We start from the raw sequence: 18,735 nt of genomic DNA, 5'->3' as shown, positions 1-18,735 counted from the left end.
TCCATGTGACCGACAGGAGTGCGACCGTGGCCCGTGTAGTGGTCGACGTGATGCTGAAGTCCGAAATCCTCGACCCCCAGGGCGAGGCCGTCCTCGGGGCGCTGCCCCGTCTCGGCGTCACCGAGGTGTCCTCGGTGCGGATCGGCAAGCGCGTCGAGATCGAGTTCGACGAGAACGCCCGGAACGTCGAGGAGCAGTCGCGCGTCATCGCCGACCAGCTCCTGGCCAACCCCGTGATCGAGTCGTTCGCCATCTCCATCGAGGGCGCATGAGCGCGCGCGTCGGGGTCGTCACGTTCCCCGGCTCCCTCGACGACCGGGACGCCGCCCGCGCGGTGTACCTGGCCGGGGGCGAACCGGTGGCGCTGTGGCACGACGACGCCCAGATCCACGGCGTGGACGCCGTGTTCCTGCCCGGCGGGTTCTCGTACGGCGACGCGCTGCGCTGCGGCGCGATCGCCCGCTTCAGCCAGGTGATGGACACCGTGAAGGCCGCGGCCGCCCAGGGGATGCCCGTCCTCGGCGTCTGCAACGGCTTCCAGGTCCTGTGCGAGTCGCACCTGCTGCCCGGCGCGCTGGTGCGCAACGCCCACCTGCGCTACCGCAACCGGCCCGCGCGCCTGCGCGTGGAGACGACCCGGACCGCCTGGAGCGGCGCGTTCGCGCCCGGCGCCGAGATCGTCCTCCCCGCCAAGCACGGCGAGGGCCGGTACGTCGCCGACGAGGCGGTCCTCGACCGGCTGGAGGACGACGGCAGGGTCGTCTTCCGGTACCTCGACAACCCGAACGGCTCGATGCGCGACATCGCCGGGGTGGCGAACGAGGCCGGGAACGTCGTCGGCCTCATGCCCCACCCCGAGCACGCCGTGGAGGCGCTGACCGGGCCGTCGACCGACGGCCTCGGCGTCGTCGCCTCCGTCCTGGCCCACCTCAGCGAGGGAGCGAGCCGATGAGCAACTACGTGGCCGTGGACACCGTGGGGGTCGCCGAGGCGACCTCCGACGAGAAGCAGCCGTGGGCCGAACTGGGCCTGAAAGAGGACGAGTACCAGCGGATCCGCGAGATCCTCGGGCGCCGCCCCACCCAGTCCGAGCTCGCCATGTACTCGATCATGTGGTCCGAGCACTGCTCGTACAAGTCGAGCAAGGTGCACCTGCGCCAGTTCGGCGAGAAGAACCCGCGGACCCCGCGCCTCCTGGCCGGGATCGGCGAGAACGCCGGCGTCGTCGCCATCGACGAGAACATCGCCGTGACGTTCAAGGTCGAGTCGCACAACCACCCGTCGTACGTCGAGCCCAAGCAGGGCGCGGCCACCGGCGTCGGCGGCATCATCCGCGACATCATCGCGATGGGCGCCCGCCCGATCGCCGTCATGGACTCGCTGCGCTTCGGCGCCATCGACCACCCCGACACCGCCCGGGTCCTCCCGGGCGTCGTCGACGGCATCGGCCACTACGGCAACTGCGTGGGCCTGCCGAACATCGGCGGCGAGACCTACTTCGACCCGTGCTACCAGGGCAACCCGCTCGTCAACGCGCTCAGCGTCGGCGTCATGCCCCGCTCGCGCCTCCAGTCGATGCAGGCGTCCGGCACCGGGAACGTCGTGATCCTCCTCGGCGCGAAGACCGGCCGCGACGGCATCGGCGGCGTGTCCGTCCTCGCCTCCGCGACGTTCTCCGAGTCCGGCGAGGACGACGCCCGCCCGTCCGTGCAGGTCGGCGACCCGTTCACCGAGAAGCTCCTCATCGAGGTGTGCCTGGAGCTGTTCGACGCCCAGCTGGTCGTCGGCGTCCAGGACCTCGGCGGCGCCGGACTCACCTGCGCCCTGAGCGAGACCGCGGCCGCCGGCGACGGCGGCATGCACGTCGACCTCGAACTGGTGCCGCTGCGCGCCAAGGGCATGGAGCCGCACGACATCCTCGCGTCCGAGTCGCAGGAGCGGATGCTCCTCATCGTCGACCCGGCCAAGGCCGAGGAAGTGCTCGCGCGCGCCCACCGCTGGGGGCTCCTCGCCACCGCGATCGGCACCGTCACCGACACCGGCCGCCTCGTCGTGGACTTCCACGGCCAGACCGTCGTCGACGTCCCGCCGAAGTCCCTCGCCGACGAGGGCCCGGTCTACAACCGGCCCCTCGCCGAACCGAACGACCTGGGGCTCATCGCGGTCGACCGCGCCGAGACCCTGCCCCGGCCGTCCACCGACGAGGAGATCCGCCAGACCGTCCTCGACATGGCCGCCAGCCCGAACCTGTGCGACAAGTCCTGGATCACCGAGCAGTACGACTCGTCGGTGTTCGGCAACACCGTCCTCGGGACGCCGCACGACGCGGGCGTGGTCCGCCTCGACGAGCGCACCGGCGTCGGCATCGCGATCTCCCTCGACGGGAACGGGCGCTACGCGCGCCTCGATCCGTACCACGGGGCGCAGCTCGCACTGGCCGAGGCGTACCGGAACGTCGCCGTCACCGGCGCCACCCCGATCGCCGTCTCCGACTGCCTCAACTTCGGGTCCCCCGAGGACCCGCACGTCATGTGGCAGTTCGAGCGGGCCGTCACCGGGATCGCCGACGGCTGCCAGAAGCTCGGCATCCCCGTCACCGGCGGCAACGTCTCGTTCTACAACCAGACCGGCCGCGAGGCGATCCACCCGACGCCCGTCATCGGCGTGCTCGGCGTGATCGAGGACGTGGCCCGGCGCATCCCGCTCGGCCTGGGCCGCACCGGCGACACCATCGCGCTCGTCGGCACCACCAGCGAGGAGCTCTCGGGCTCGGAGTGGGCGTCGGTCAAGCACGGGCACCTCGGCGGCGTGCCGCCGAAGGTCGACCTGGACCACGAGATGAAGCTCGCGGACCTGCTCTCCCGCCTGGCCGGGACCGAGCAGCTCGCGGCCGCGCACGACCTGTCCCAGGGCGGGCTCGCGCAGGCGCTGGTCGAGGCGATCTCGTTCTCGCGCATGGGCGCGCAGATCCTCCTGCCCGAGGGCGCCGACCCGTTCACGTACCTGTTCTCGGAGTCGTCCGGGCGGGTCCTCGTGGTCATCCCGCGCGGCCAGGAGCTGGCCGTGCGGAGCGCCTGCGAGTCCCGGGGCCTGCCGATCACGCCCCTGGGCGTGGCCGACGCGAACACCGACGGCCTGCACCTGCGCGACCACTTCGACATCACCCGCGAGGACATCGACGCGGCCTGGAAGGGCCGCATCGGCGCCCGACTGGGAGAGTAAGGACACACAGAAGTAAGGAGTGAGGCCCCCGGCGTCCGCCGGGGGCCTCACTCTTCGTCGTTCAGGGATTCGCCGTGCGGGCCGGTCAGGGGGAGGACGTCGGTGAGGTCGGCGCGCTGGCCGGAGGCCGCGACGCGCCCGGACGCGACCGCGTCGGCGAACGCGAGGCGGCCGGCCGCGAGCTCCACGAACACGACCGGGTGGCATTCGACGACGTTCGGGGGCGTGCCGCGCCGGTGCCGGGGGCCCTCCACGCACTGCACCGCGCCGTAGGGCGGGACCCGCACTTCCACGGAGTGGCCTGGGGCTTTGGCGGCGAGCTCGCGCAGCAGCTCCCGCACCGCCTCTTTCAGGGTGTCCTTGTCGGGGGCCTCGTCGTTGTCGAGCGCCGCGATGGCGTCGGCCACAGCGTCCACGGGGAGACCTCCCGGTCACGTTAGACTGCCCGTTACGGCACGTTGCCGAACGGCGATGATCGCCGCCGAACTGTCGCCCGCGGCACCGCCCGCACCCCGGTCCCGTAACCGAAATGAGACCAGGCATAGTGGCGACGACGGCCCGCTTCCGTGGGTTCGTCGTGCCTGCCCGCTGCGAGTTCCGCGGGCCGGCGCCGGAAGCACATGCCCAGGAGGGGATGTAGATGACCGTAGCGGACGCACGGAGCGGGACCCACGGTAGCTCCCCGCGGTCCCCGCGCAGGCGACGGGGTGCCCTGGCCTCGCGCCTGGCCCGCCTCGCCGCGGTGGCCGGCGTCCTGCTGGTCGGGATGCTCGCCCTCCCCCAGGCCGCCGTCGCCCAGCAGGGCACCGTGACGGGCTGGTTCAACGGCGGCGCGAACCCGAACCCGGTGGGCATCGGCGGCCAGGCGACGGTCATCTCCTTCACGGTGCAGAACCTCGACCCCGTGCAGCCCAAGGACATCACGATCCGCGCGAATGTCGAAGGGCTCGGCGACTACATCGCGGCCATCGACAACGACGGCGGCGCCGGGATGTGCAGCCGCGAGGACGGCGACAAGGTCAAGTGCACCCAGGTCGAGCCGAACGGCCAGCGGACCATCTCGTTCTCGGTCGTCACCGAGACCGAGTCGGACCTGCCGAGCGGCGAGCAGAAGTCGGGCACCTTCAAGGTCGACTTCGAGGGCCAGAGCCAGTCGACGGGCCTGAACGTCGTCGGCAACGCGTCCAGCTCGGTCAACAAGATCACCGGCAAGGTCACCTCCAACGGCGACCCCGTCGAGGGCGCGAAGGTCGTCCTCAAGGACGGCGAGGGCGGCTCGCACGAGACCGAGACCGGCGGCGACGGCGGCTTCGAGTTCACCAGCGGCAGCGACCCCATCAAGCCCGGCGACATGACGCTCACCATCACCAAAGAGGGCTTCGAGGAGAAGACCGAGGACCTCACGGTCGAGACCGGCGACTTCAACCTCAACGTGACGCTCGCGCAGGCCGAAGTGGAGGAGACGACCTCCGAGGCCGCGCCGACCACCGAGGCCGAGCCCTCGCCCACCGAGACGCAGAAGGAAGAGGAGGGCGGCGGGATCTCCGGCACGCTCCTCGTCCTCATCATCATCGGCGCGCTCCTGGTCGTCGGCGGCATCGTCGGCATCGTGTTCCTGCTGCGCGGCGGCAAGGACAAGGACGACGACGACGGCGAGAGCTTCACTCCCGACGGCCCGCCCGACCACCAGCCCACCGCCGCCCAGGTCGGCTCGCCCGGCGTCTACCAGGCCGGGCCCGCGCCCGGCTCCGACGCGCCGACGATGATCCACCCCGGCGGCCTCGTCGACAGCGCCGCCCCGACCCAGTTCGGGCCCGCGTACGGCGGCGGCAGTGACTCCACGCAGGTCATGCCGCAGGGCGGCTTCGGCGCCCCGCCGCCCCCGGCCGGGCCGGTCGGCCCCGACGGGACGACGATCCTCCCGGTCGTGAAGACCCCGGGCGCGTTCGACGCCTCCGACGCGACGCAGATCATGCCGCAGGCGAACCTGTCGAACCCGCCGTCGGCCCCGCACGGGTCGTTCGGCGCCGACGCGGCCACCCGCCCGCACCCCTCGCCCACCGGGGCGTTCGGCGCGGACCCGGGCGCGACGCGCCCCCACCCGTCCCCGACCGGCGCGTTCTCCGACCCGGGCGCCACCCGCCCGCACCCGGGGGCCTCGCCGACCGGCGCGTTCTCCGACCCCGGCGCGACCCGGCCCTACTCGGCCCCGACCCCGCCGCCCTCCGGCGGCGGCATGTTCGAGCCGCAGAACCCGGGCCTCGTCCCGCCCTCGGAGCCCCGCCACGGCGGCCCGAGCGCGCCGAGCGCCCCGCAGTACGGGCCTGGCTCCCAGAACTTCGGCGGCGGCCCGGCCCAGCCGAGCCAGCCGCAGGGCTACGGCCAGTCCCAGAACTACGGCCAGCCCAGCCAGCCGCCGGCATTCGGCGGCGGACAGGGCGGCCCGAGCCAGCCGCCGGGCTACGGCGCAGGACAGGGCGGGCCCAGCCAGCCGTCGGGGTTCGGCGGCGGCCAGCAGCCCGGCCCGAGCCAGCCGCAGTACGGCTCGCACGGCGCCCCGAGCGCCCCGCAGGAGCCCACCGGGTACGGCCAGGGCGGCCAGTCGATGCGCCGCGACCCGTACGCCCCGTCGGAGCCCTCGGCCCCGCCCGCGGGCACCCGCCCGATGCCGCAGTACGGCAACCAGTCCCAGCCCTCGGCGCCCTCGTACGGCAACGAGGCGGATCGCGACCCCGACTCGCGCCGCACCGAGCGCCGCGGCTGGGGCGAGTGGGACGACCGCCCCCGCTCCTGGTAGCCCTCCTCGGCGGCGCTCCGCTTGCCGCGGCCGGTGAAACCGGCCCCGGTGGGCGGAAATGCGCTGAGTTTCACCTAGTCGGGGAGGGGCACGGCACACACCCGCGCTCGTTGGACGGTGGCGCCGCGCCGCAGGTCCGATAGACTGGCACCTGCGGCTCGGGCGATCCGGGCGGCGAATCAGCCAGCCGACTGAGGAGTTAGCAGTGGCCCGAGGTGACGGTCGACTCACCACGGAACTCGATCCCGACAATCCCGGTCCCCGCGACGCCTGCGGCGTCGTCGGCATCTGGGCCCCAGGGGAAGAGGTCTCCAAACTCACCTACTTCGGGCTCTACGCGCTCCAGCACCGCGGCCAGGAGGCCGCGGGCATCGCCGTCTCCGACGGCGCGCGCACCGTCGTCTACAAGGACCTCGGGCTCGTCGCCCAGGTCTTCGACGAGTCCACCCTCGCGCCCCTCCAGGGCCACCTCGCCATCGGCCACGCCCGGTACTCCACCACCGGCGCCCCCACCTGGGAGAACGCCCAGCCGACGATCCGGTCCACCTCCACCGGCACCGCGATCGCCCTGGCGCACAACGGCAACCTCGTGAACACCGCCGACCTCCTCAAGGAGGTCGACCACCTCGGCATCGACATGGGGACCACCACCTCCGACACGCACCTCATCACCGCGCTCCTGGCCGCGCACCCCGACGAGTCCGTCGCCGCCGCGGCCGAGCGGGTCCTCCCGCAGCTGCGCGGCGCGTTCTGCCTCGTCTTCATGGACGAGAACACCCTGTACGCCGCCCGCGACGCGCAGGGCGTCCACCCGCTCGTCCTCGGCCGCCTCGCCACCGGGTGGGCCGTCGCCTCCGAGACCGCCGCCCTCGACACCATCGGCGCCCACTTCGTGCGCGAGGTCGAGCCCGGCGAGCTCATCACCGTCGACGAGCACGGCCTGCGCTCCACCCGCTTCGCGAACCCCGAGCCCAAGGGCTGCCTGTTCGAGTACGTGTACCTCGCGCGCCCCGACACGAAGCTCGCCGGGCGCAACGTCTACGCCACCCGCGTCGAGGTCGGCCGCACGCTCGCCCGCGAGTACCCGGTCGACGCCGACCTCGTCATCGGCGTCCCCGAGTCCGGCATCCCCGCCGCGATCGGGTACGCCGAGGAGTCCGGCATCCCCTACAGCCAGGGCTTCACCAAGAACCAGTACGTGGGCCGCACGTTCATCCAGCCCTCGCAGTCCCTGCGCCAGCTCGGCATCCGCCTCAAGCTCAACCCCCTGATCGACCAGATCAAGGGCAAGCGCCTCGTCGTCGTCGACGACACGATCGTCCGCGGCAACACGCAGCGGGCCCTCGTGCGGATGCTCCGCGAGGCCGGCGCCGTCCAGGTCCACATCCGCATCTCCGCGCCGCCCGTGAAGTGGCCGTGCTTCTACGGCATCGACTTCGCCACCCGCGCCGAGCTCATCGCCGGCTCGCTCGACGTCGACGGCATCCGCTCCCAGATCGGCGCCGACTCCCTCGGCTACGTCTCCATGGACGGCCTCGTCCGCGCCACCGAGCAGCCCGCGTCCCGCCTCTGCATGGCCTGCTTCGACGGGAACTACCCGATCGAGCTGCCCGCCGCCGACCTCATCGGCAAGCACCTGATGGAACCGCAGACCCCGTCCGCCGCGTCTCATCCACCCCAGGCACAGACACCTCGATCCACCGAAGCGAGCACGCAAGTGCGGGAAGGGACCACAGCGTGAGCAGCGGCACCACCACTCAGAAGACGATCTCCTACCAGTCCGCGGGCGTCGACATCGACGCCGGGGACCGGGCCGTCGACGCCCTCAAGCCGCTGATCAAGCGGACCGTCCGCCCCGAGGTCGTCGGGGGCATCGGCGGGTTCGCGGGCCTGTTCGCGCTCGACACCGAGAAGTACAAGAAGCCGCTGCTGGCCTCCTCCACCGACGGCGTCGGCACCAAGCTCGTCATCGCGCAGAAGCTCGACATCCACGACACCGTCGGCATCGACCTCGTCGCGATGGTCGTCGACGACCTCGTCGTGTGCGGCGCCGAGCCGCTGTTCCTCCTCGACTACATCGCCACCGGGCAGGTCGTGCCCGAGAAGATCGCCGACATCGGCGCCGGGATCGCCGACGGCTGCCGCTACGCCGGGTGCTCCCTCATCGGCGGCGAGATCGCCGAGCACCCCGGGGTCATGAAGCCCGACGACTACGACATCTCCGCCACCGGCGTCGGCGTCGTCGAGGCCGACCAGCTGCTCGGCCCCGACCGCGTCAAGCCCGGCGACGTCGCCATCGCCATGCGCGCCTCCGGCCTCCACTCCAACGGCTTCTCGCTCGTGCGCCAGGCCCTCTTCGGCGTGGGCGGCCTCGACCTCGGCGCCGTCGTCCCCGAGTTCGCCACCGCCGAGCGCAACCAGCGCACCCTCGGCGAGGAGCTGCTCACCCCCACGCACATCTACGCCAAGGACTGCCTCGAACTCGCCAAGGAGTGCGACGTCCACGCGTTCGCGCACATCACCGGCGGCGGGCTCGCCGGGAACCTCGTCCGGTCCCTCCCCGAGGGCCTCCAGATCGAGGTCGACCGCGGCACCTGGACGCCGAACCCCGTGTTCGACGTCGTCCAGCGCACCGGCGGCATCTCGCTCGAAGAGATGGAGCGGACCTTCAACATGGGCGTCGGCATGGTCGCCATCGTCGCGCCCGACCAGGTCGACCGGTCCCTCGCCGTCCTCACCGCCCGCCACGTCGAGGCGTGGACGATCGGCGAGGTCACCGGCGAAGGCTCCGGCGTCAGGCTCTCCGGTGACTATCTGACGGCTGGCTAGGGATCTCCGGGTCCCCGTCGGGACCCGGCTCCTCCGCCGCCTCGGCGGCCGCCGCGACGGCCTCGCGGTGCTGCTTCGCCTTGATGCTCAGCCACAGCCACAGCAGGCCCAGCGTCGGCAGCACCGCCGCCGAGATCAGCGCCGGGATCAGGTGCAGCGTCGGCGTCAGCATGACGCCGAGGATCAAGAGCACCGAGATGAGGATGGTCCGGCGCGTCGCCGGGTCGAACACCGCGACCGGCCCCAGCGGGATCGTCGCCCACGGGACGCGCTTGGCGCAGCGGATGATGATGAGTCCCAGCAGGAAGCCCGCGGGCTCGTCCGACAGCCAGTGCTGACCCAGGAACACCTGGGACGAGAACACGATCACCGGCGGCGCGATCAGGAGCGCCAGCCGCGCCCACCGCGGCAGGATGCCGCCCACGAGCATCACGATCAGCCCGAACAGCAGGATCGAGTTCACCGCGTGCCCCGAGGGGAACGCCGTCGCGTCGGGGATGCCGCCGCCGCCCTCCGGGTGGTACGTGAACAGCAGCGGCCCCTCCGGCGAGACCTCCTGGAGCGCGAACGGGTGCTGCGACAGGGGCCGCCCCAGCAGGTGCTTCATGCCGAGGATGCTCGCCAGGGTGATGAACGACAGCACGTACATGAGCAGCGGCCGGATCGACCGGGACCGCAGGGCGCACCAGATCGCGATGAGCAGCGTCGCCGTCGCGACCGTGCGGGCCTGCCCGAACTCGGCGCCCGCCTTCGCGAGGTCCCGCAGCCACTCCACGTCGTTCGCGTCCACCGCCCACAGCCGCACCTCCCAGTCGAGGCGCACCAGCCACGACGGGTACGACACGAAGAACGCCAGGCCCAGGAACGCGAGGAACATGAGGAGGTCGGGCCACCAGCTCTTCGGCCGCTTCCCGTAGGGTTCCCAGTCGAACCAGCCCACGGGGATGTACCGGCGCAGGGGCGTGATGATCTGCCGCACCAGGGCGCCGTCGGAGACGGTGACGCCGCGGTCCGTGATGTTGTCGCTCCTGCGCGCGGTAGTCGACCGGTTCGATTCAGAAGACATATACGGATGTTCGCCGGTCAAAGTGAATTTTGATGCCGCCACACCCGAACTGGACCGAATTTGTTATCAGGTCGGTATATATGGTGTGGTTTGCGACGCAACACCGATGAGCTGCACCGATACTCAGCGATACCGGTCACGTTCCGACACCGTACCGCGCGGCCCTCACGCGGGCGCGGGGAGCGGGTAGCGGACGCCCGTCAGCTCCTCCGAGACGTCCCACAGGCGCCGCGCCGTCGCAGTGTTCCGCGCCTCATCGCTGGTGCCCACGAGGACCGGGGCGCCGGTGCGCTCCTTCTTCCCGTCGGGCCCGAAGTACTGGCCGCCTTCGGCGTCCGGGGCCGTCGCGGCGCGCAGCTGCGGCAGGGCGCCCGCGGCCGGGGGCTGGGTCGTGAACGGCACGAGCAGGTTCGCGACGAACCGCCACTGCGCGTTCATGCTGCGCAGCAGGCCCGTCGAGGAGAACCCGGGGTGGGCCATGAGGCTCGTCACGGGGCTTCCGGCGGCGCGCAGGCGCCGGTCGAGTTCGAGTCCGAAGAGGAGGTTCGCGAGCTTCGACTGCGAGTAGTAGGCGACGGGGCTGCGGCGCCGCTCGCCCGCCGGGTCGTCGAAGTGGATGCGGCCGTGGCCGTGCGCGAGCGAGGAGACGGTGACCACGCGCGGGTCCGGGCCCTGGAGCCGGTCGAGCAGGAGGCCGGTGAGCGCGAAGTGCCCGAGGTGGTTGGTGGCGAACTGGATCTCGTGGCCCTGCGGGCTGAGCGAGAACGGCGGGGCCATGATCCCGGCGTTGTTGACGAGGACGTCGATGCCGGAGTCGAAGGACCCGGCGAAGGCGCGCACCGAGTCGAGGTCGGCGAGGTCGAGGCGGCGCACCTCCAGGTCCGCGTCCGGGACCTCGGCGCGGATCGCGGCGGCCGCGGCCTCGCCCGCGGCAGTGTTGCGCACGGTCATGACGACCCGCGCGCCGCGCCGGGCGACCGCCCGCGCGGTCTCCAGGCCCAGCCCTGAGTTCGCGCCCGTGACGAGGAAGACCCGTCCAGACTGGTCGGGGATGTCGGCGGTGCTCCAGTCGTGCGTCATCGTCTGGCCCTTCGCTGCGGTAAAATGAACCCTGATTCATCATATGATGAACCATGATTCAGGTTATGGCAAATCCGCAGGCGGACTATGATGCTCCGCGGGGAGAGGAGACCGCATGGGCGAGGACCGGCCGCTGCGCGCCGACGCCGCGCGCAACCGCGGGAGGATCCTGGAGGCCGCGACCCGCCAGATCATGGCCCGCGGGCCCGAGGTCCCCATGGAGGCCATCGCCGAGGACGCCGGCGTCGCCGTCGGCACCCTCTACCGCCACTTCCCCACCAAGCAGGTCCTCGTCGTCGCCGTGCTCGCGGAGTGCTTCGGCGCCTTGACGAGCGCCGCCGAGGCCGCCGCCGACCGGATCGACGCGGGCGCGAGCGCCATCGCCGAGTTCACCGCGTTCGCGCGCATCGTCATGGAGGACGCCGCCGGGAACCTCGCGATGAAGGCCGCGGCCCGCTCGCTCGGCGCCGACGTCCACGAGGCGGAGGAGCGCAGTCGCGGCGAGGCCGCCATGACGCGGCTCCTGGACGCGGCGAAGGCCGAGGGGACCGTGCGTCCCGACCTCGGCATCGAGGACTGCTACCTGTTCTTCATCACCGTGCCGGTGGACCAGCCGCCCGCGATGCGCGACCGCTGGTTCGAGCTGATGATCGCCGGGTTCCGCGCGGGCGCGGTCAGTAGGTCAACGGCCCCTTGAGGACCGAGAGCGCGGTGGACCGGTCGCCGTCCCACTCCAGGGACGGGTCGTCCTTCGTGAGGCGGCCCCACAGCATGAGCAGGAGGTCCCCGGCGCCGCCGGCGACCTCGGCGACCGGGTCGCCCGGGCCGTAGATCCACCAGTCGCCGGTGTCGGCGGCCGTGAACTTGACGCACGCGTCCGGCGGCCACGCCTTCCCGACGCCGACCATCTTGGGCGCCAGCACGTCGAGCACCTCGGCCACGCCCGCGGCGGCCAGTGCCGGGTCGAGCGGGGCGGCGGCGCCGACGGACTGCTGGGCGTCCCAGCGGTGCAGCATGGTCTCCACGGCGATGGACCGCTGCCAGTACCCGGCGTTCGGGGGCGTGAAATGGCCCCACGCGGGGGTCGCGGGGTCCACGTCGAGGGACATGACGAGGAGCTCGGCGGTGCCTTCGAGCCACTTGAGCAGCTCGCCGCGGTCCTGCGGGGCCAGCGGCGGCGCCCCGTCGGGAGGGGTGTCGCCGCCGGTCCACTCGGTCACGCACGCGGCGGTGAACAGGTTCGAGTGCCCTACGGCGCGTGCGAGTCCGGCGAGGTCGACCGGTTCGGCGAACTCCTCGCGGTACGCGATGGGCGCGCCGAGGTCGCCCTCGGCGACGCACTTGCGGAACGCGTCCATCTCGCGCCGGAAGCACCGCAGATATGAAGCACCGTCCATGCCTTCACCCTATCGGCGACCCCGGTGCGGGCCGGATCGGGAGCGTCGGGTCAGCGCTCGTACACGGGGCGGCCCATGAACCAGTTCCCGGGCGCCTCGGGGTCGGTGCTCGACCAGTACTCGATGACGGCGCGCACGAACTCGTCGATGGAGAGGGTGCCGTCGCCGTCGCGGTCGAGGTGCGCGAACGCCTTGTCGACCTCGTCGGCGGCGAGGTTCGGGAAGTGGGCGCGGGAGAACGACGCGAACTCCGCGGGGCCGACGTCGCCGCTGGCGTCGGCGTCGGCGATCGCGTGGAACGTGCGGGCGAGGTGGCCCACGGTGGCCTCGGCGGCGGCCGGGTCGTCGGCGAGGCAGCGGGTGGAGGCGATGAACGTGGCCTTGTCGATCGCCTCGGTCCCGGCGGCGAGGTGCGGGCGGTGGAGGCCGTTCCAGATGTCCATGTACGCGGAGATGATCCAGGACTCCTCGGGGGAGCCGGGGGCGTGGCCGAGCTCGGCGGCGGTGCGGCGGCCGAGCTCGATGTGGTCCTGCTGGTCCAGGCGCCCGTTGCCGTCGGCGTCCAGGTGGTCGAAGCCGTGCGCGATCTTCGCGGTGAGCATGTCCTCGGTCATGGCCGGGGCCTCCTCAGGTGGTGGTCGGGAGGTCACAGCATCGCAGCCCGGGGCCGCCGCGGCGGGTATCCCGCGCCGCGGCGGCCGGGTGTCCGTTCAGGACCCGGCGGTGCAGCCCGTCAGGTCTTGACGATGCGCAGGCCCTGCATGCCGCCGTCGACGGCGAGGCTGGTCCCGGTGAGCGCCTTGTTCGCCGGGTCGGCGAGGTAGACGATCGCGTTGGCGACCTCCTCGGCGGTGACGAGGCGGCCGGTGGGCTGGCGGGCTTCGAGGCGGGCGCGCTCGGCGGCCGGGTCGTCGGCCTGGTCGAGGAGGCGCTGGACCCACGGGGTGTCGGCGGTGCCGGGGTTGACGCAGTTGACGCGGATGCCCTCGGCCACGTGGTCGGCGGCCATCGCCATGGTGAGCGACTGGACGGCGCCCTTGGACGCGGAGTACAGGGCGCGCTTGACGAGCCCGGCGGTGGCGGCGATCGAGGAGGTGTTCACGATCGCGGGGGACGGCGACTCGCGCAGGTGCGGGAGGCAGGCGCGGGCGAGGCGGACCATGCCGAGGAGGTTCACGTCGAGGACGCGGAACCACTGCTTGTCGGAGTTCTCCTCGACGGTGCCGACGGCGCCGATCCCGGCGTTGTTGACGACGATGTCGATGCGGCCGAAGTGCTCTGCGGCCGCGGCGACGGCGAGGCGCACCTGGTTGTCGTCGGCGACGTCGCACTTGTGCGACCAGTGGTCGGGGCTCTCGTTGAGGTCGAGGACCGCGACGCGGGCGCCGCGCTCGGCGAAGGCCGCCGCGGCGGCCGCGCCGATGCCGGAGGAGCCGCCGGAGACGACGACGACGAGCCCGTTGAAACCGCTCAAGATTCCACTCTCCATTCTGGACCATTCGGGTAGGCGAAGCGCTGGAGGCTCTCCCGCTTGATCTCGGCGGAGAACCCGGGCGCGGTCGGGGCGGCGTAGCGGCCGTCCCTGACCACGGTGGGCGCGGTGAAGTGCTCGTGGAGGTGGTCGACGTACTCGATGACGCGGTCGTCCATGGACGCGCTCACCGAGGTGTAGTCGAACATCGAGAGGTGGCAGACGAGCTCGCACAGGCCCACCCCGCCCGCGTGCGGGCACACCGGGACGCCGAACTGCTTGGCCAGCAGCAGGATCGCGAGGTTCTCGTTCACTCCGGCGACGCGCGCGGCGTCCATCTGGAGGAAGTCGATCGCGCCCGCCTGGAGCAGCTGCTTGAACATGACCCGGTTGTGGACGTGCTCGCCGGTGGCGACCTTGATGGGCGCCAGGCGCTCGCGGATCGCGGCGTGGCCCAGGATGTCGTCGGGGCTCGTGGGCTCCTCGATCCACCACGGGTCGAACTCGGCGAGCGCCTTCGTCCACTCCACGGCCTGGTCCACGTCCCACCGCTGGTTCGCGTCCACGGCGATCCGGACGTCCGGCCCGACGGCGGCGCGGGCCGCGGCGAAGCGGCGACGGTCGTCCTCCAGGTCGGCCCCCACTTTCAGCTTGATCTGTTGGTAGCCCTGGGCGACCGCTTCGCGGGCGAGGCGCACGACCTTCTCGTCGTCGTACCCGAGCCAGCCCGGCGAGGTGGTGTACGCGGGGTACCCGTGCGCCTCGATCTCGGCGACGCGTTCGGCCTTGCCGGGTTCGGCGGCGCGCAGGATCTCCAGGGCCGCTTCGGGAGTGAGCGCGTCGGAGAGGTACCGCCAGTCGACGCAGCCCACGATCTCCTCGGGGGTGAGCGAGGACAGGTACTTCCACAGCGGGAGCCCGGCGCGGCGCGCGGCGAGGTCCCAGGCGGCGTTCACCAGGGCCGCGGCGGCGAGGTGCATGACGCCCTTCTCCGGTCCGAGCCACCGGATCTGGGAGTCGTGGGTGAGCCGCCGGTACAGGTCGCCGAGGTCGGCGGGGCCGTGCACGTCGGTGCCCACGACGTACTCGCTGAGCGTCTCGATCGCGGCGCAGCACAGGTCGTTGCCGCGCCCGATCGTGAACGTGAACCCGTGGCCCTCATGGCCGTCGTCGGCGTGGAGCACCACGTACGCGGCCGAGTAGTCGGGGTCGGGGTTCATCGCGTCGGAGCCGTCGAGGCTGCGCGAGGTGGGGAAGCGGACGTCCACGACGTCCACGGCTGTGATAGTCAGCGTTTACTCCGGTTTGGGGAAAGGCGAGCGAAGCGAGCCGGTTGGGTGGGGCGACGGGTGTGGGTCACGCCTGCACCGTCGGGTTCTTCGTGGAGCCCAGGCCCTCGATGCCGACCTCGACGGTGTCCCCTGCGGCGAGGTACGGGAAGCGGCCGGAGAGCGCGACGCCCTCCGGGGTGCCGGTGAGGAGCAGGTCCCCGGCGTCGAAGGCCATGAACTGCGACATGTGGTGGATGATCTTCGCGACGGAGAAGATCATGTCCTTCGAGCTGGAGTCCTGGCGGGCCTCGCCGTTCACCTTGGACCACAGGCGGAGTGCCTGCACGTCCGCGATCTCGTCGGGGGTGACGAGCCACGGGCCGAGCGGCGTGAACGTGGGGCACGCCTTGCCCTTGGAGAACTGGCCGCCGGAGCGCTCGATCTGGAACTCGCGCTCGGACAGGTCGTTGGCGACGACGAACCCGGCGATGACGTCGAGCGCGGCCTCCTCGGACTCCAGGTAGGACGCGGGCTTGCCGATGACGACGCCGAGCTCCACCTCCCAGTCGGTCTTGACGGAGCCGCGGGGGATCTGCACGTCGTCGTACGGGCCGACGATCGTGTTGGGGTGCTTGTAGAACACGACGGGTTCGGCCGGGGGCTCGGCGCCGGACTCGGCGCAGTGCGCGGCGTAGTTCATGCCGATGCACACGATCGCGTTCGGCTTCGCGATCGGCGGCGCGATCCGCTCGCCCGCGATGTCGATCTCGGGGAACCCGGCGGTGGTCTGGACGCCGCCCCTGGAAAGGAACTCGCCGTCGATGTCGCCGATGGGCCCGGAGAGGTCGTAGTACTTGCCCTCGTGGAGCGCCACGGGGGTCTCGTAGCCGGGCTGTCCGATGCGCAGGTACTTCATTGCTCTCCTAGCTGGTAGACCTTGGCGGCGGTGCCGCCGAAGACGTCGGGGTCGGTGCGGCCGAGGACCTCGATGAGGGCGTCCTTGACGCGGGTGTACGTGGCGGCCAGTTCGCAGACGGGCCAGTCGGACCCGAACATGAGCCGGTCGGGGCCGAACAGTTCGAGCGCGGTCTGCACGAACGGGCGCAGGTCCGCGGGCTTCCAGCGGTGCCAGTCGGCCTCGGTGACGAGGCCGGAGAGCTTCGCGGACACGTTGGGGCGCTTCGCGAGCGGCGTCACGGCCTCCCGCCAGGCGCGGAGCCCGGCGTCCCCGTCGCGCACCTGCGGCTTGCCGAGGTGGTCGAGGACGAACCGCAGGTCGGGGACCGCGGCGGCGGCCTCGGCGGCGGCGGGGAGCTGGTCGACGCGGACGACGAGGTCGAACGTCGGCACGTGCTGCGCCACGGTCTTGAGCGCCTGGATCACTTCGGGCTTCGCGAGGAAGTCCGCCTCGGGGCGGTCCTGGACCTGGTCGCGGACGCCCACGAGGAACCGGGCGCGCGGGTGGTTCCCGTACCGCAGCAGGGTGTTCGCCAGGCCCGGGTCGGTGAGGTCGGCGTAGCCGACGACCCCGGCGACCTCCTCGACCGCGCCCGCGAGGTGCAGGAACTCGACGGTCTCGGACGGGTGCCCCCAGGCGGCCTCGACGAGGACCGTGCGGTCGACCCCGGCGGCCTTCAGGTTCGCCCGCAGGTCGGCCACGCCGTAGTCGCGCCGGATCGGCGCGAACTCGGGTCTGCTTGCGAGCCATGGGTAGTCGGCGGTCCAGACGTGGTGGTGCGCATCGATGACGAGCGGAGCCGTCATGGGACGGGTGCCTCCTCGGCCAGGAGCCCGGCGGCCTTGAGGTCGTGCCACAGCGCGCCGGGGATCGGGTGTGCGTACATGGCGAGGGCGTCGTCGACCTCTGAGGGGTTGCGCGCGCCGACGAGGATCGACGCGACGGCGGGGTGGGCGGCCGTGAACTGGAGCGCGGCGGCCCGCAGCGGCGTGCCGTGCCGGTCGCAGACCGCGGCGACAGCCTGGGCCTTCGCGACCATGCGCGGGTCGGCCGCGGCGTAGTTGAACGTGGCGCCCGGTTTCGGGTCGGCGAGGATGCCGGAGTTGAAGACGCCCGCGGCGATCACGGAGACGCCGCGGTCGAGGCACAGCGGGTAGAGCCGGTCGAGCGCGGACTGGTCGAGGAGCGTGTACCGCCCGGCGATGAGCGCCACGTCGAGTTCGGTCGCCTCGATGATCTCGGCGGCGGCGCCGGTGGAGTTCATGCCGAGGCCGACCGCGCCGACCTCGCCGCTCGCGCGCAGCTCCGCGAGGGCCCGGTAGGTGCCCGCGACGGCCTCGCCGCGGTGGTCGTCGGCGTCGTGGATGAGGCCGATGTCGATGCGGCCCAGGCCGAGCCGTTCGAGGGAGCCGCGGTAGGACGCGAACGCGCCGCGGTAGGAGAAGTCGAACTCGGCCCGCTTGCCGTTCGGTTCGGCCCACAGGTCCCACTGCCCCTCGTGGTCGACGAGGACCCGGCCGAGCTTCGTGGAGAGCGTGAATTCGCTCCGGTCGCGGGACGCGAGGGCGGCGCCGAGGCGCTGCTCGGAGAGGCCGGCGCCGTAGTGGGGCGCGGTGTCGAAGTGGCGGATCCCGCCGTCCCACGCGGCGTCGACGGTGGCGGTGGCGACCGCCGGATCGACGGGGGTGAACAGGCCGCCGAGGGGGGCGCAGCCGAGCCCGACGGCGGTGACGGTGACATCGGTGGAACCCAGCCGCCGAACCGGCGGCGCGGAGTGGTGAGCGCTCACGAGGTCTCCAAATCACATATCCTATAGGATATAGGATTCGCGTCCCGGCGGGCTGCTCCATGGTGCCGCGGCGCGTATCCACGGGGTTTCGCCTATATCCTATAGGATCTACGATATGGGAGAAGTACAGGTGCGCCCGCAGCGGCAGACCCTCGCCGACAAGACCTACGACGAGTTGAACTCGCGCATCATGCAGAGTGTGCTGCCACCGGGGGCGAAGCTCAGCATCGACGGCCTCGCCAGGCAGATGGCGATCTCGCAGACCCCGCTCCGCGAGGCCCTGGCTCGCTTGGAGGCCGAGGGCCTGGTCGAGCGACGGCCGCTGAGCGGGTACACGGTCACGCCGCTGCTCACGACCGAGGAGTTCAACGACCTGTTCGACCTGCGGCTGCTCATGGAGCCGCTCGCCGCGAGCCGGGCGGCGGGCCGTGCCGGCAAGTTTCACATGACCGGGAGCGGAGAGGAGCTCCGCGTCAGGGCGCGGACCCCCGAGTACAACGCCGATGCGAAGCTGAGCCAGCTCGCCTTCACTCAGGCGGACGCGAAGTTCCACGCGTCGGTCGCGGAGTACAGCGGCAGTGGCGTCCTCTCCAAGGCGATCCGGCGCCTCGACGCGCACCTGCACCTCCACCGGGCGTACATCGCCCCGGAGTCGATCGGCGAGACCGAGGCCGAGCACCTCGCGGTCGCGGAGGCTATCATTGCTCAGCAACCGCTTGCCGCCGAAGCGGCGATGCGCCGCCACCTGGAGCTGTCCCGGGTGCGGCACGCCGCCGCGTTCACTGCCGCGGAGGCCGCGGCCGCGCCGAAGCCGAAGCGCGCCAGAGCAAGTCGTTGAGAACCGCCGACCAGCCG

18 protein-coding genes are annotated in these 18,735 nt (G+C 72.0%); 8 read left to right on the top strand and 10 right to left on the bottom strand.

Annotated features, from left to right (window positions below):
- Positions 1-26 precede the first annotated feature (26 nt).
- The 3 genes from purS to purL are packed head-to-tail and all read left to right on the top strand — an operon-like array spanning position 27 to position 3,222.
- Positions 27-272 (top strand): phosphoribosylformylglycinamidine synthase subunit PurS, encoded by a 246-nt coding sequence (gene purS, locus AB0A65_RS05225; protein WP_359946537.1) that lies wholly within the window; start codon positions 27-29, stop codon positions 270-272.
- The gene (gene purQ / locus AB0A65_RS05220; protein ID WP_359946534.1) at positions 269-952 is read left to right on the top strand and encodes a phosphoribosylformylglycinamidine synthase subunit PurQ; all 684 of its coding nucleotides are present in this window, start codon (positions 269-271) and stop codon (positions 950-952) included. The genes purS and purQ overlap by 4 nt, the downstream gene beginning before the upstream one ends.
- Positions 949-3,222, top strand: coding sequence for a phosphoribosylformylglycinamidine synthase subunit PurL (gene purL / locus AB0A65_RS05215; protein WP_359946531.1), 2,274 nt, complete (start codon positions 949-951; stop codon positions 3,220-3,222). The genes purQ and purL overlap by 4 nt, the downstream gene beginning before the upstream one ends.
- Positions 3,223-3,269: 47 nt before the next feature.
- On the opposite strand, the gene AB0A65_RS05210 is transcribed toward purL, so the two are convergent.
- Positions 3,270-3,638 carry a sterol carrier family protein gene (locus AB0A65_RS05210; protein ID WP_359946528.1) on the bottom strand — a complete coding sequence of 123 codons (369 nt, stop codon included), beginning with the start codon at positions 3,636-3,638 and terminating at the stop codon, positions 3,270-3,272.
- Positions 3,639-3,862: 224 nt separating this feature from the next.
- On the opposite strand from AB0A65_RS05210, the gene AB0A65_RS05205 reads away from it, so the two are divergent.
- From AB0A65_RS05205 to purM, 3 genes are all read left to right on the top strand, one after another.
- A complete protein-coding gene (locus AB0A65_RS05205; protein WP_359946526.1) occupies positions 3,863-6,019 on the top strand; it encodes a carboxypeptidase regulatory-like domain-containing protein in 2,157 nt (718 codons plus the stop codon).
- 205 nt (positions 6,020-6,224) lie between these two features.
- Entirely contained in the window at positions 6,225-7,760 is a 1,536-nt protein-coding gene (gene purF / locus AB0A65_RS05200; protein ID WP_359946523.1) for an amidophosphoribosyltransferase, read from the top strand.
- Positions 7,757-8,848, top strand: coding sequence for a phosphoribosylformylglycinamidine cyclo-ligase (purM, locus tag AB0A65_RS05195; RefSeq protein WP_359946520.1), 1,092 nt, complete (start codon positions 7,757-7,759; stop codon positions 8,846-8,848). The genes purF and purM overlap by 4 nt, the downstream gene beginning before the upstream one ends.
- Here purM and AB0A65_RS05190 read toward each other — a convergent pair.
- The gene (locus AB0A65_RS05190; RefSeq protein ID WP_359946518.1) at positions 8,814-9,914 is read right to left on the bottom strand and encodes a phosphatase PAP2 family protein; all 1,101 of its coding nucleotides are present in this window, start codon (positions 9,912-9,914) and stop codon (positions 8,814-8,816) included. The two genes, purM and AB0A65_RS05190, sit on opposite strands and share 35 nt — an antisense overlap.
- Before the next feature lie 165 nt (positions 9,915-10,079).
- Positions 10,080-10,994, bottom strand: coding sequence for an oxidoreductase (locus AB0A65_RS05185; protein WP_359946515.1), 915 nt, complete (start codon positions 10,992-10,994; stop codon positions 10,080-10,082).
- A 115-nt stretch (positions 10,995-11,109) separates the two neighbouring features.
- On the opposite strand from AB0A65_RS05185, the gene AB0A65_RS05180 reads away from it, so the two are divergent.
- The gene (locus tag AB0A65_RS05180) at positions 11,110-11,691 is read left to right on the top strand and encodes a helix-turn-helix domain-containing protein (protein WP_359946512.1); all 582 of its coding nucleotides are present in this window, start codon (positions 11,110-11,112) and stop codon (positions 11,689-11,691) included.
- Here AB0A65_RS05180 and AB0A65_RS05175 read toward each other — a convergent pair.
- From AB0A65_RS05175 to AB0A65_RS05145, 7 genes are all read right to left on the bottom strand, one after another.
- The gene (locus tag AB0A65_RS05175; RefSeq protein ID WP_359946509.1) at positions 11,669-12,391 is read right to left on the bottom strand and encodes a maleylpyruvate isomerase family mycothiol-dependent enzyme; all 723 of its coding nucleotides are present in this window, start codon (positions 12,389-12,391) and stop codon (positions 11,669-11,671) included. The genes AB0A65_RS05180 and AB0A65_RS05175 overlap by 23 nt on opposite strands.
- Before the next feature lie 50 nt (positions 12,392-12,441).
- Positions 12,442-13,005 carry an EF-hand domain-containing protein gene (locus AB0A65_RS05170; protein WP_359946506.1) on the bottom strand — a complete coding sequence of 188 codons (564 nt, stop codon included), beginning with the start codon at positions 13,003-13,005 and terminating at the stop codon, positions 12,442-12,444.
- Between the two features lie 119 nt (positions 13,006-13,124).
- A complete protein-coding gene (locus AB0A65_RS05165; RefSeq protein WP_359946503.1) occupies positions 13,125-13,865 on the bottom strand; it encodes an SDR family oxidoreductase in 741 nt (246 codons plus the stop codon).
- Positions 13,862-15,082 carry an enolase C-terminal domain-like protein gene (locus AB0A65_RS05160; protein ID WP_359947192.1) on the bottom strand — a complete coding sequence of 407 codons (1,221 nt, stop codon included), beginning with the start codon at positions 15,080-15,082 and terminating at the stop codon, positions 13,862-13,864. Before AB0A65_RS05160 ends, AB0A65_RS05165 begins: the two co-directional genes overlap by 4 nt.
- A 136-nt stretch (positions 15,083-15,218) precedes the next feature.
- A complete protein-coding gene (locus AB0A65_RS05155; protein WP_359946500.1) occupies positions 15,219-16,049 on the bottom strand; it encodes a fumarylacetoacetate hydrolase family protein in 831 nt (276 codons plus the stop codon).
- The gene (locus tag AB0A65_RS05150; RefSeq protein WP_359946497.1) at positions 16,046-16,897 is read right to left on the bottom strand and encodes an amidohydrolase family protein; all 852 of its coding nucleotides are present in this window, start codon (positions 16,895-16,897) and stop codon (positions 16,046-16,048) included. Before AB0A65_RS05150 ends, AB0A65_RS05155 begins: the two co-directional genes overlap by 4 nt.
- Positions 16,894-17,880 (bottom strand): aldo/keto reductase, encoded by a 987-nt coding sequence (locus AB0A65_RS05145; protein ID WP_359946494.1) that lies wholly within the window; start codon positions 17,878-17,880, stop codon positions 16,894-16,896. The genes AB0A65_RS05150 and AB0A65_RS05145 overlap by 4 nt, the downstream gene beginning before the upstream one ends.
- A gap of 115 nt (positions 17,881-17,995) precedes the next feature.
- On the opposite strand from AB0A65_RS05145, the gene AB0A65_RS05140 reads away from it, so the two are divergent.
- Positions 17,996-18,718 (top strand): GntR family transcriptional regulator, encoded by a 723-nt coding sequence (locus AB0A65_RS05140; RefSeq protein WP_359946491.1) that lies wholly within the window; start codon positions 17,996-17,998, stop codon positions 18,716-18,718.
- Positions 18,719-18,735 lie beyond the last annotated feature (17 nt).

It is taken from the genome of Glycomyces sp. NPDC047010 (assembly GCF_040644205.1).
Lineage (GTDB): Bacteria > Actinomycetota > Actinomycetes > Mycobacteriales > Micromonosporaceae > Glycomyces.
This window is presented reverse-complemented; position numbering and strand designations above follow the sequence as displayed.

What these genes read in the sequence shown, in the direction of transcription:
- AB0A65_RS05205 (WP_359946526.1), top strand. Translation starts at nt 3,863, where the DNA reads ATGACCGTAGCGGACGCACGGAGCGGGACCCACGGTAGCTCCCCGCGG.
- AB0A65_RS05140 (WP_359946491.1), top strand. Translation starts at nt 17,996, where the DNA reads ATGGGAGAAGTACAGGTGCGCCCGCAGCGGCAGACCCTCGCCGACAAG.
- AB0A65_RS05175 (WP_359946509.1), bottom strand. Translation starts at nt 12,391, where the DNA reads ATGGACGGTGCTTCATATCTGCGGTGCTTCCGGCGCGAGATGGACGCG.
- AB0A65_RS05155 (WP_359946500.1), bottom strand. Translation starts at nt 16,049, where the DNA reads ATGAAGTACCTGCGCATCGGACAGCCCGGCTACGAGACCCCCGTGGCG.
- AB0A65_RS05160 (WP_359947192.1), bottom strand. Translation starts at nt 15,082, where the DNA reads ATGAACCCCGACCCCGACTACTCGGCCGCGTACGTGGTGCTCCACGCC.
- AB0A65_RS05190 (WP_359946518.1), bottom strand. Translation starts at nt 9,914, where the DNA reads ATGTCTTCTGAATCGAACCGGTCGACTACCGCGCGCAGGAGCGACAAC.
- AB0A65_RS05150 (WP_359946497.1), bottom strand. Translation starts at nt 16,897, where the DNA reads ATGACGGCTCCGCTCGTCATCGATGCGCACCACCACGTCTGGACCGCC.
- purL (WP_359946531.1), top strand. Translation starts at nt 949, where the DNA reads ATGAGCAACTACGTGGCCGTGGACACCGTGGGGGTCGCCGAGGCGACC.
- AB0A65_RS05170 (WP_359946506.1), bottom strand. Translation starts at nt 13,005, where the DNA reads ATGACCGAGGACATGCTCACCGCGAAGATCGCGCACGGCTTCGACCAC.
- AB0A65_RS05185 (WP_359946515.1), bottom strand. Translation starts at nt 10,994, where the DNA reads ATGACGCACGACTGGAGCACCGCCGACATCCCCGACCAGTCTGGACGG.
- purQ (WP_359946534.1), top strand. Translation starts at nt 269, where the DNA reads ATGAGCGCGCGCGTCGGGGTCGTCACGTTCCCCGGCTCCCTCGACGAC.
- AB0A65_RS05180 (WP_359946512.1), top strand. Translation starts at nt 11,110, where the DNA reads ATGGGCGAGGACCGGCCGCTGCGCGCCGACGCCGCGCGCAACCGCGGG.